Genomic DNA, 12,086 nt, shown 5'->3' with positions numbered 1-12,086 from the left:
AGTCTAAAACAAGGAATAGTATGTAAAATTCCTTTGTTCAATGTAAATTTCTATTCAAGTGCCGCTGCTCCACCGACAATTTCAGTGATTTCTTGTGTAATTGCTGCTTGTCGAGCACGGTTATAAACAAGTGTAAGCGAGCTAATAAGATCTTTTGCATTATCTGTCGCATTTTTCATCGCTGTCATACGTGCAGCATGTTCACTTGCTTTTCCATCTAATAAAGCTCCATAGATAAGGCTTTCTGCATATTGAGGAAGTAACACTTCTAAAATTTCTTCTTGAGAAGGTTCAAACTCATAAGATGTAAGGTTAAGAGACTTGCTCTCTGCTCCAATATCTGTTAGAGGAAGAAGCTGCTTCTCTGTTACTTCTTGCTGAATAGCACTTACAAAATGGTTGTAGAATAAATGAATTTCATCAAACGTCTCGTCACCAAACATATTTACTGTTTGAGATGCAAGGTCTTTAATATCTGAAAAACTCGGTTGATCAGACAGACCAATAACTTCAAGCATGATTGGAACTTCACGCTTTTTGAAAAAGTCTCGACCAACGCGTCCAACGACAATAACGCCATATTCGTTTGGAGACTGATGATTTTGCTTAATTTTATTATAAACCGTACGAAGAATGCTGCTGTTATAAGCACCTGCTAAACCACGATCAGATGTAATGACAACGTAGCCTGTACGTTTAACTTCACGAGACTTTAACATAGGATGTGTAGCGTTACGGCTTCCGCTCGCAATACTTGCAACAACATCTTGGATTTTATCCATATACGGGTTAAAAGACTTTGCATTTGTCTCAGCTCGATTTAGCTTGGAGGCTGAAACCATCTCCATTGCTTTCGTAATTTGGCTTGTTTTCTTCGTCGAATTAATTCGAGACTGAATATCACGTAAAGATGCCAAAGGTCTCACCACCTTTTTTTCAAAAAGTCACGTTGAAGTTTAAAGAGGAAAGCTCTTTAAACTTCCCTTTTTATTCTTCTGATACAACGAACTTCGTTTTAAATTCTGCGATTGCACCTTTGAACTCTTCGTCTTCAGGTAAATTTCCTGTCGCACGGATAGAGTTCATCATATCGCTCTTGTTCTTTTCTAACCATGTAAGATATTCTTCTTCAAAGCGTTGAATATCAACTACAGGAATATCATCAAGGAAACCACGAGTTAATGCATAAAGAATCGCAACTTGCTTATCAACTGTTAAAGGTTTGTTTAATCCTTGTTTCAATACTTCAACAGTTCGCTGTCCACGGTTAAGCTTTGCTTGTGTTGCTTTATCAAGGTCTGAACCAAACTGTGCGAATGACTCTAGTTCACGGAAAGAAGCTAAGTCAAGACGAAGCGTTCCGGCTACTTTTTTCATTGCTTTAATTTGAGCAGATCCTCCAACACGAGATACAGAAAGACCTGCATTGATCGCTGGACGTACGCCCGAGAAGAACAAGTCTGATTGTAAGAAAATCTGTCCATCTGTAATCGAAATTACGTTTGTTGGAATGTATGCTGAAACATCACCAGCTTGCGTTTCGATGAATGGAAGAGCTGTTAGAGAACCTGCTCCTTTTGCATCTGAAAGCTTCGCTGCACGCTCAAGCAAACGAGAGTGTAAGTAGAATACATCACCAGGATATGCCTCACGACCTGGAGGACGACGTAATAATAATGAAAGTTCACGATATGCTGATGCTTGTTTTGTTAAGTCATCATATACAACTAGAACGTGTTTTCCATTGTACATAAACTCTTCACCCATTGTTACACCTGCATATGGTGCTAAGAATAGCAATGGTGCAGGCTGTGAAGCAGATGCTGTCACAACAATTGTGTAATCAAGAGCTCCTTTTTTACGAAGCGTTTCTACTACATTACGTACTGTAGATTCTTTCTGTCCAATAGCAACGTAGATACAAATCATATCTTCGTCTTTTTGGTTTAAGATTGTATCGATTGCAACAGATGTTTTACCTGTTTGACGGTCACCAATGATTAACTCACGCTGACCGCGACCGATTGGAACAAGAGCATCGATTGCTTTAATTCCAGTTTGCAATGGTTCATGAACTGATTTACGATCCATAACACCTGGTGCTTGGCTTTCAATTGGACGAGTTTTCGTTGCTCCAATTGGACCAGCTCCATCAACTGGTTGCCCAAGCGGGTTTACGACACGGCCAATTAGCTCTTCACCAACTGGTACTTCCATAATTCTTCCTGTACGGCGAACCTCATCACCTTCACGGATGTCTGTATAAGGCCCTAAAATAACAATACCTACGTTATTTGTTTCTAAGTTTTGTGCTAATCCCATAACACCGTTTGAGAATTCCACAAGCTCTCCAGCCATAACACCATCTAAGCCATGAACACGAGCAATACCATCTCCGACCTGGATTACTGTTCCCACGTCATGAACTTGAACATCTGACTGATAGTTTTCAATTTGCTTTTTTATCAGTGCACTAATTTCTTCAGCTTTAATGCTCATGTGTTTCACCCCTATCTACGATCTCTTTGTAAGCGTGCTACGGACACGGTCTAGGCGTCCTTTCACACTGCCATCATATATACGATTACCAATTCGAAGCTTTACACCACCAATAAGACTTGGGTCAACAATGTTTTCAATATGTAAAGACTTCTTGTTTACTTTCTTAGAAAAAGTATTGGAAAGCAACGATTTCTCATCTTCGCTTAGTATTTTTGCAGAATAAACCAGCGCTTTTGCCACGCTCTTTTCCTCATCATATAGTTCAAGGAAATGATCAATCACTTCAGTCACAATAGCAATGCGGTGACGATCTAAAAGTAATAAAAGCGCGTGCTGAACTGGTGGAAGACATGTAGAAAACGTTTCTTCCATCAACGCCTTCTTTTTCTGTCTATCAATCTTAGGATGTGTTAAAATTTCAAGAAATTGCGGATTTTCATTAAACACATTTTTAATGATTTCAAGCTGTTTGCTTGCCTCATCTAAAATATGTTGCTCTTTTGCTAATTGAAACAAGGCCACTCCGTAACGTCTTGCAACTACTCCGTTACTCATTACGCTCGCCCTACTTCATTAATATATTGTTTGATTAATTGCTCCTGATCATCTTCAGAAAGCTCTTTTTCAATAACTTTAGAGGCAATTAAAACAGATAGAGAGGCAACTTGCTCGCGTACAGAATCCATTGCTTGCTCTTTTTCAAGCTCAATTTCTCTTTTCGCAGATTCTTTCAAACGCTGTGCTTCATTTCTTGCAGCAGCGATGATTTCTTCTTTTTTCTCATCTGCTGTTTTACGCGCTTCTTCCATCATTGTTTGAATCTCTTGACGAGAATTTTTTAGAATTTCACGTTGCTCTTCAGCTAACTTTCTAGCCTCAGCATTGCTTTGTTCTGCTTGATCAATTTCATCCGCAATATATTGCTCACGCTTTTTCATAATACCCATAATAGGCTTCCATGCAAATATCTTTAAAAGCACTAGTAGGATAATAAACATAACAAGTTGGAAAAGCATATCTCCAACTAGAAAGCCTCCACCAGCCGCTCCTAACATAAGTGAATCTGGATTTAGAACAGACATCGCGATGCTCACTCCTTTCAGAGGGTTACCGTTTTTTTAATATATTATAAAGAAAAAATAGTTTGTGAATATAAAGGAAAGGCGAAGGTTCGTAGAGAATGATCTTCGCCATGTTCATCCTTGTAAGATTCTTGTTATTAACCTTGACCTTGGAAAATGAATGCCATTACTACAGCGATAATCGGTAATGCTTCAACAAGGGCAACCCCGATAAACATGATTGTTTGTAGTTTACCTTGTGCTTCTGGTTGACGAGCAACACCTTCTACTGTACGTGAAACGATTAATCCGTTACCAATCCCTGCACCAAGTGCACCTAAACCAATTGCAATTGCAGCTGCTATTAAATTCATTTAAAAGCTCCTCCTTTAATTTATGTATTAATGTAGTTAATTTATATAACTTTTAATGGTCTTTTGTGACTTTATGAGCCATGTAAACCATTGTTAACATAGTGAAAATAAATGCTTGAATTGTTCCTACGAACAAACTAAATCCTTGCCATAATAACATCGGGATAGCTCCTCCAAGGATTCCAAAAACTCCACTTGCCGAAAGACCTGCTAAAAGCCCTAATAATATCTCTCCGGCAAAAATGTTACCGTAAAGACGAAGACCTAACGTTAATGTATTGGCAAATTCTTCAATGATTTTTAATGGGAACAATAATGGCAATGGACGGAAATAGTCGCGTCCGTACTCTCCTACTCCCTTCATTTTGATGCCGTAGTAATGAGTTAGTACGACAACCATTGCTGCTAACGTTAGGGCAATTCCTGGATCTGCTGTTGGTGATTTCCACCAAAGCGTGTGATCTACAACTACAGCAAACGGTAATCCTAGCATATTAGAAACAAAGATATACATTAATAAGGTCGCACCTAGGAATAGAAAACGTCCTCCTGTTTTCCAGTCCATATTACTGCCAATGATTCCTTTTACAAAGTCTATGATCCATTCTACGAAGTTCTGCATTCCTGTAGGTTTCATAGCCAATGTCCTTGCACCAAGAACTGCAATGATGAATACAATGATCGAAGCTACTGTAATCATTAAGACATTACTCAAATTGAAAGAAAGTCCAAAGAATTCATGTATAGGCGCTTTATGATCCAATTTTGCTCACCTCTCTTCCCATTATTTATTACGTAAAATTTGAATAAGATAATCTATGACAATGACAATATAAACTGTCATTAAGCCAAGCAATACTACAATGGGATCAAATAGTTCCGGATACTCTACTGCGATAATGACAGCAAGTAATGCTATCGCAAAGCGTGTAAAGGTACCAAGTGATCTAAGCTTTTTTCCTTCTTTCAGCGCCTTAGCTAACTTTTGCTGACTTCTAACCATCGTCCAAAGCATATAAAAGCTAAAAGCTGCACCCATAATCAAACTGAGAAAGATGGTTTTATAAGGTGTAACTCCCCAGCCAATGGCAAATAGAGCTAGAATGGAAAACATGTACCCTCTTAACCTTATAAATAGATTTTGAATGTCTGACATAGGCATTAGTCTCCTGAGAAAAAGTACTTAATTGAGTAAAGCATCACATAAATCCCAAGGGCAATTCCAAGCAGTATACCTACTATAAGCCAAAGGGGATCTGTCCCAAACTTTCGATCAAGAAAGCCTCCAACAAACATACCAATCAATGGAAAGCCTGCTAGTTGTGAAACAATGGTTGTCATCAAAGACATTGCTTTAAGCAACTGATGAGGTCCATCTTTCATCACCTAGTTTCCCTCCCCCATTTTTTTAATATTTTTAAAATTCTTTTAATAATTTCTTGAAATTTTGATGTCTAAGAGTTGGGTGTGAGAGGAAAAAATTTGTTACTGATTGTAAAAAATACGGCTTTATAAATTGGTTGATTTTATGAGGAAAAACATTGATACTACAACTTTTTTTAGGGTGTGAAAACCTTACCATTCATATCCCCTGTTAGCATACAATACGACTATATTCATGTCAATGTGTTTAAAGTGAAAATCATCTTTATTCATCCAAAACTTCGCTTTTGTACACATTTTCGTCATATTTTCTCACAAACAAACCTAGATGTTAATATACTTAACATTTAGGTTTGTTTACTATTCATTCTATTTTTATTTCACCTTCAAAAGTTTGTTGCTTTGCATTTTTATACACAAAAATGACTGCTTTATACTCCCCTTTCACAGGAAGTAATGAACGTTCAACAACAGAAGTAAATCGTCCTCTTCCAATATTTTCACGAACATCAACGTATTGAACAAATCTTAATGTATCTTTTTCATAAAGAGCTATCCCTAACTTATCTGCTCCTTCAGGTAAGAAAAGCTCATATTGATAAAGATCGTCACTTTTAACTTGTGAGAATTGAAATCCCATAACTTTAGGATAGCTAGGTTCTCCTACAATAAAGAGATATGGAAGATGAACTTCACGAGTAGAATCTTTTATAGACACAAGTCCATCATGAAGACCTTTTTTAAGATTTGAGTTTTCAATAACAGCCTTTACTATAATTTCTTTTTTTTCACGTGGAAGCACATCTATAAATAAAGGTGCCTCCCAACGAATTCCTTCGCGTTTTGGAAACTGTAAGCTAAGTCTTTTAGATTCTTCACTTATATTTTCAACTGTTAGAGAGGCCTTTTTCGTTATTTTGCCCTTTTTTGTTTCATGAACAATTCCAAGGGATAAAGAAGGAGTGACAAACAAGGTTTGTTCAATAGCTCTTTTTAAGTCAATACGCCCTGATCCTTGAACATAAGCAGGTAAATTCCTTTTTTTATCATCTTGAAGAGATATTGCTGTATTCATAAGAGCTGCTTTCACTTGGTTTGGAGACCAGGTTGGATGAGCTTGTAAAATAAGAGCACACGCTCCCGCTACGTGTGGTGCAGCCATACTTGTACCATGAAGAGACATATAGTCTTTCAATGCTGTGCTATTAATCTCCATACCTGGAGCTAATACATCTGGCTTAATTTCCCACGTTGTTGTAACAGGTCCTCTAGAGCTAAATGGAGCTATCTTATCTTGAATCTCTTCATATTGAGTTACTCCATAAAGGCGGTTATTTTTCTTCTTTAAAAGAAGCTCTTTTCCGTCATTATGACTAATTGCTGCGATGGGTATTCCGAGCTCAGATTGAAGAGCACCAGAAAATATCCCCCTCTCCCTCTCATTGTTTGAAATAAGAACTCCTTTTGCTCCAGCTTTTTCAGCATTAAGCGCTTTTTCTGTAAATGATATTTTCCCTCTTTTTACAAGGACTACTTTTCCTCTTGCATCTTCTAATTCGTTCTTTTGTCCATAACCCCCTGCTACAATTTCATAACTTTGTTCTAAATTCCAATTTGGTGATCCTTGTAGCTGTTGAAGCGTAACCTTCTTTCTGTTAACTTCAAGATAAGGTAGCTTTAATGGAGGAGCTGAAGCACCAACTGAAATAGCCTCAGAAGCGGTGGCTGGAGCACCGACGGTCCATAAATCAGGACCTGAGTTACCATTTGCAGCTACAACTACGACGCCTTGGCGAACAGCTTCATTTACAGCTAGACTTGTGGGCCAATCAGGACCATTAATCTCGTTTCCTAAAGAAAGATTTAACACGTCCATTTTTTCTTCAATTGCTTTTTCTATTGCTAGAATAACTTGCTCTGAACTTCCCATCCCACCTGGTCCTAATGCTCTGTACATATAAATATCAGCTTCTGGAGCTACGCCTTTCATTTTACCGTTTGCACCGATAATTCCTGCTACATGTGTTCCATGATAAGTAGGAGGTCCTTGCTTTTCCACCGTTTCCATTGGGTATTCATCAACATCAACGAAGTCGTAGCCTCCTTTGTATGAATGTTGAAGATCGCGATGAAGCATGTTAATACCTGTATCAATAATTCCGATTTTTACACCTTTACCTGTCAAACGCTTGTTTTCTTTGTCAAAGATCCCTCTTACTTCATCTCCACCAATAAATGGAACACTCTCATTCATTGTTTGCTGATAATAAGTTACTCCAAATAACTGTTCTGTCCACTTTTCTTTCTTGATTGCTTGAAGATCTATACCAAGCCCTTCTACTGAAAAACCTTCAAAAACATGATGATACACATTCCTTATTTTTACATTTGGGTAATGTATCTTTACATTTCTTAAAGCTTCTTGAAGATGTCCCTTCTTTACTACAATAATGGTCTTTTGTAATTTCTGAGAAAGAGCATTGTCAATTGAAGGAGGTCTTTCAAAAGCTTGGCTATATACATCTATAGGTAACAATAGAAAACATAAAACAATACTTATAAAGAAACATTTTCTCATAAAAAAACACCTCTCACATAGCGTTTCACAAACAACGCTTTTCATGCGAGAGATGTTTCTTTATAATATAGACCTTTTATGGATTGAATGTATCAGGTCGATTTTCTTTTTGTTTGAAGTGATACAAGATAGCATCTGCAATACGAGCTGAAGCATGTCCATCTCCATATGGGTTTGAGGCTTTTGCCATTTGCTCATATGCTTCCTTATCTTCTAAGAGCTCTTTTGTAAGCTTATAAATATGTTCTTCTTCTAATCCTGCAAGCTTCAATGTTCCTGCTTCAATTCCTTCAGGACGCTCTGTTGTATCTCTAAGAACAAGAACAGGAACACCTAATGAAGGTGCTTCTTCCTGCACTCCACCCGAATCTGTTAGGATAATATGTGCACGTGAAGCAAAGTTGTGAAAATCTACAACTCCAAGTGGTTCAATAAGCTGAATTCTTGGATCATTACCAAGCACCTCATCAGCTAGTTCACGCACGACTGGGTTAAGGTGCACAGGATAAATTACTCGCACATCGTCATGCTCTTCGACAATTCTTTTTACCGCTTTAAACATGTTGCGCATCGGCTCACCTAAATTTTCACGACGGTGTGCTGTTAAAAGAATTAAACGATGGTCACTAAGACCTTCTAAGATTTCATGGTGATAAGTTTCGTCTACTGTTGTTTGAAGAGCATCAATAGCTGTATTTCCTGTAATGTAGATGTTTTCTTCTTCTTTATTTTCTGTCTTTAAATTGTTTGCTGATTTATTTGTTGGAGCAAAGTGTAAATCTGCTAGCACACCTGTTAATTGACGATTCATTTCTTCAGGGTACGGAGAGTACTTATTCCATGTTCTTAATCCAGCTTCAACATGTCCAACAACAATTTGATTGTAGAAAGCTGCTAAACTTGCAATAAAAGTTGTTGTTGTATCTCCGTGGACAAGGACAATATCAGGCTGCACTTCTTTCATTACAGCATCAAGACCTTGAAGACCTCTTGTTGTTACGTCCATAAGTGTTTGGCGATCTTTCATAATGTTAAGGTCATGGTCTGGTGTAATGTTGAAGATGGACAGAACTTGATCAAGCATCTCTCTATGCTGTGCTGTTACTGTAACAATTGATTCAAACTGTTCTGAGCGACTATTTAGTTCAAGTACAAGAGGAGCCATTTTAATTGCTTCCGGGCGTGTCCCAAAAATAGTCATAACTTTAATCCGCTTAGCCATTTTTCATCACCTTTTATTTTGTTTATTTCGTTCCGTACAAACGGTCTCCTGCATCACCAAGACCTGGCACAATATAGCCGTGATCGTTTAACTTTTCATCTAATGCTGCAATATAAATATCAACATCTGGATGAGCTTCTTGCATCACTTCTACTCCTTCAGGTGCTGCTACTAAACACATAAATCTAATGCTTGTTGCTCCACGTTTTTTCAGAGAGTTAATCGCTTCAACTGCAGATCCCCCTGTAGCTAACATTGGATCTACAACGATAAAGTCACGTTCTTCAACATCACGAGGAAGTTTTACGTAATATTCAATTGGTTTTAGTGTTTCAGGATCACGATATAAACCAACATGCCCTACTTTTGCCGCAGGAATAAGTTTTAAAATTCCTTCCGTCATTCCAAGACCTGCACGTAAAATTGGTACAATCCCAAGTTTTTTACCTGCTAATACTTTTGATGTAGCTTCACAAACTGGTGTTTCAACGTTTACTTCTTGCAAAGGTAAATCTCTTGTAATTTCAAAAGCCATTAAGCTTGCTACTTCATCCACAAGCTCACGGAATTCTTTCGTTCCTGTACTTTTATCACGAATATACGTTAACTTATGCTGAATTAACGGATGATCAAACACATATACTTTTCCCACAATTACATCTCCTTTAGTTAAAATGTTACACATGGAACAAGGCATTCTAAAATAAGAAATCTTACTTTTAGAATACCTCTCAAATCTTGTTAGCCTCACATGTTCTGCCGTCAAGTACGCACAGCAATAGCGTTCACCAGCAATATGTAATACTGTTTATCATAAATAACGGTTCGTTTGTAATATCGCCTAAACGAAATAAACACATTGCGTTTATTTTACAGAAAAAAAAAAGTGAGTTCAAGTCCTTCTTCTAGAATGAAGTTTTTTTAAGACGATAAAAAGGCACGCCTTGAGCTGTCCTCAAGACGTGCCTTTTTGATTTTTAGTATGTTGGGTAAAGCTTAAATTTGCTTGTTAAAGCTTCAACACGTTCTTTTGCTTCTGCAAGTTTGCTTTCATCTTCTACATTTTTCAATGTTAGACTCATAATTGAAGCAATTTCTTTCATATCTTCTTCCCCAAAGCCACGGCTTGTAACTGCTGCAGTACCAATACGAATACCACTTGTTACAAATGGGCTTTCTGTATCATAAGGGATAGCATTTTTATTTGTTGTAATTCCTACGGAATCAAGAGCTTCTTCAGCTACTTTACCTGTTAATCCCATCTCTTTTACGTTGATTAGAATTAAATGGTTGTCCGTTCCATCTGAAACAATAGAGAATCCTTCTTCTTTTAGAGCACTTGCGAATGCTTTTGCATTATTAATGATTTGTTGAGCATATGTTTTGAAATCTTCCTCTAATGCTTCTCCAAATGCTACTGCTTTCGCTGAAATAACGTGCATAAGTGGACCACCTTGAAGACCTGGGAAGATCGCTTTGTCAATCTTCTTCGCAAACTCTTCTTTACATAGAATTAAACCACCACGAGGTCCACGTAATGTTTTATGAGTTGTTGACGTTACAAAATCTGCATATGGAACTGGGTTTGGATGAAGACCAGCTGCAACAAGTCCAGCAATGTGAGCCATATCAACCATTAAATATGCGCCAACTTCATCAGCAATTTCACGGAAACGAGCAAAATCAATTTCACGTGGATATGCACTTGCACCTGCAACAATTAATTTTGGTTTATGTTCTACTGCTTTTTGTCTTACATCATTATAGTCAATAAGATGTGTTTTTTCGTCTACACCGTACTCTACAAAGTTATATTGAACACCGCTGAAGTTAACAGGACTTCCGTGTGTTAAATGTCCACCGTGTGATAAATTCATACCAAGAACCGTATCACCTTGTTCTAGAATTGTGAAATAAACACCCATGTTAGCTTGTGCACCTGAGTGAGGTTGAACATTAGCATGTTCTGCCCCAAAAAGTTCTTTTACACGATCACGTGCGATATCCTCAACAACATCAACATGCTCACATCCGCCATAATAACGACGGCCAGGATAACCTTCTGCATATTTATTTGTTAATACTGAACCTTGTGCTTCCATAACAGCTTCACTTACAAAGTTTTCTGAAGCAATTAGCTCGATTTTAGATCTTTGTCTTGATAGCTCATCTTGAATGGCATTATAGATTTTTGGATCTTGTTTTGAAAGTTTTTCCATGGTGGTCCTCCCCTTCTTTTACGGTACTTTTTGTTATTTAGTCCTAAGTCTTTCCCTATTGTAGCACATTTCCTTAACTATGAAAGGCTATTTTTTATAAAAGTTCATGTTTTATATAAAAATAAATAGAAAAAGGACAAATAACAATGTTCATATCCATTTAAACACGAACATTAACCAATTTTCAACATGAAAATATATGTTAATAAGCTTAATTTTTAAGCATATGTTGCTCTGGCCCCACCAATGAACTTAGGTCTTGTTGTAGCAAAAGTAACATGTGCTTCTCCAAGTTTATTGCTTTGACACCGAACAGGAACAGCAACAGCTTTTAAATGCATTCCAATAAATGTGTCACCAATGTCAATTCCAGCTTCAGCTTTTATTTCTTCCACTACAACAGGGTCTTTCATATGTTTGTAAGCATACGTTGCCATTGACCCGCCAGCTTTTGCTACTGGAATAACACTTACAGGATCTAATCCATGCTCTTTTGCTGTCTCCCTTTCAACAACAATAGCTCGATTTAAATGTTCACAACATTGAAAAGCTAATTTGACTCCTTTTTCTTTACTAAGTTTGTCCAAAGAAGAAAAAATCGTCTCTGCTACAGGACTCTTGCCTGCTGTCCCAATTCTCTCCCCGCTCACTTCACTTGTACTGCAACCAATGACTAATGTTTTATCACTCAAAGAAACTTGTTCTGAAAAATCAGTCAACATTGCTTGAAAATCACTCGCTAGACTG

General features: G+C 37.5%; 13 protein-coding genes. All 13 read right to left on the bottom strand.

The features are described 5' to 3' along the window. Nucleotides 1-50 precede the first annotated feature (50 nt). The 13 genes from MOC86_RS05040 to MOC86_RS04980 all read right to left on the bottom strand — a co-directional run bounded on the left by MOC86_RS05040 (nucleotide 51) and on the right by MOC86_RS04980 (nucleotide 12,061). Nucleotides 51-917, bottom strand: coding sequence for a F0F1 ATP synthase subunit gamma (locus MOC86_RS05040; RefSeq protein WP_019394807.1), 867 nt, complete (start codon nucleotides 915-917; stop codon nucleotides 51-53). Between the two features lie 70 nt (nucleotides 918-987). Continuing rightward, a complete protein-coding gene (gene atpA / locus MOC86_RS05035) occupies nucleotides 988-2,499 on the bottom strand; it encodes a F0F1 ATP synthase subunit alpha (protein ID WP_243516363.1) in 1,512 nt (503 codons plus the stop codon). 15 nt (nucleotides 2,500-2,514) lie between these two features. After that, nucleotides 2,515-3,057: a F0F1 ATP synthase subunit delta gene (locus MOC86_RS05030; RefSeq protein ID WP_268583076.1), complete on the bottom strand. Its 543-nt coding sequence runs from the start codon at nucleotides 3,055-3,057 to the stop codon at nucleotides 2,515-2,517. Next, on the bottom strand, nucleotides 3,057-3,584 hold the full coding sequence (gene atpF, locus MOC86_RS05025) for a F0F1 ATP synthase subunit B (RefSeq protein ID WP_061804793.1): 528 nt from the start codon (nucleotides 3,582-3,584) through the stop codon (nucleotides 3,057-3,059). The genes MOC86_RS05030 and atpF overlap by 1 nt, the downstream gene beginning before the upstream one ends. A gap of 137 nt (nucleotides 3,585-3,721) precedes the next feature. Further along, a complete protein-coding gene (gene atpE, locus MOC86_RS05020) occupies nucleotides 3,722-3,937 on the bottom strand; it encodes a F0F1 ATP synthase subunit C (RefSeq protein WP_019394803.1) in 216 nt (71 codons plus the stop codon). 52 nt (nucleotides 3,938-3,989) lie between these two features. Further along, nucleotides 3,990-4,700 carry a F0F1 ATP synthase subunit A gene (gene atpB / locus MOC86_RS05015; protein WP_243516353.1) on the bottom strand — a complete coding sequence of 237 codons (711 nt, stop codon included), beginning with the start codon at nucleotides 4,698-4,700 and terminating at the stop codon, nucleotides 3,990-3,992. 21 nt (nucleotides 4,701-4,721) lie between these two features. Continuing rightward, on the bottom strand, nucleotides 4,722-5,093 hold the full coding sequence (locus MOC86_RS05010) for an ATP synthase subunit I (RefSeq protein WP_019394801.1): 372 nt from the start codon (nucleotides 5,091-5,093) through the stop codon (nucleotides 4,722-4,724). Between the two features lie 5 nt (nucleotides 5,094-5,098). Further along, entirely contained in the window at nucleotides 5,099-5,320 is a 222-nt protein-coding gene (locus MOC86_RS05005; protein WP_026009747.1) for an AtpZ/AtpI family protein, read from the bottom strand. A gap of 364 nt (nucleotides 5,321-5,684) precedes the next feature. Further along, the gene (locus tag MOC86_RS05000; RefSeq protein WP_326847707.1) at nucleotides 5,685-7,898 is read right to left on the bottom strand and encodes a S8 family serine peptidase; all 2,214 of its coding nucleotides are present in this window, start codon (nucleotides 7,896-7,898) and stop codon (nucleotides 5,685-5,687) included. Between the two features lie 76 nt (nucleotides 7,899-7,974). Then, on the bottom strand, nucleotides 7,975-9,120 hold the full coding sequence (gene wecB / locus MOC86_RS04995; RefSeq protein WP_268583075.1) for a non-hydrolyzing UDP-N-acetylglucosamine 2-epimerase: 1,146 nt from the start codon (nucleotides 9,118-9,120) through the stop codon (nucleotides 7,975-7,977). Nucleotides 9,121-9,142: 22 nt separating this feature from the next. Then, complete coding sequence (upp, locus tag MOC86_RS04990) at nucleotides 9,143-9,772, bottom strand: uracil phosphoribosyltransferase (RefSeq protein ID WP_019394797.1); 630 nt, start codon at nucleotides 9,770-9,772, stop codon at nucleotides 9,143-9,145. A gap of 325 nt (nucleotides 9,773-10,097) precedes the next feature. Next, nucleotides 10,098-11,339 carry a serine hydroxymethyltransferase gene (glyA, locus tag MOC86_RS04985; RefSeq protein WP_268583074.1) on the bottom strand — a complete coding sequence of 414 codons (1,242 nt, stop codon included), beginning with the start codon at nucleotides 11,337-11,339 and terminating at the stop codon, nucleotides 10,098-10,100. 218 nt (nucleotides 11,340-11,557) lie between these two features. Then, a complete protein-coding gene (locus MOC86_RS04980; RefSeq protein WP_268583335.1) occupies nucleotides 11,558-12,061 on the bottom strand; it encodes a TIGR01440 family protein in 504 nt (167 codons plus the stop codon). Nucleotides 12,062-12,086: the final 25 nt, after the last annotated feature.

Source organism: Priestia endophytica, assembly GCF_026790145.1.
Lineage (GTDB): Bacteria > Bacillota > Bacilli > Bacillales > Bacillaceae_H > Bacillus_I > Bacillus_I endophytica_A.
Note: the sequence above shows the minus strand (reverse complement) of the source record. Positions and strands in the feature narration are given on the sequence as shown.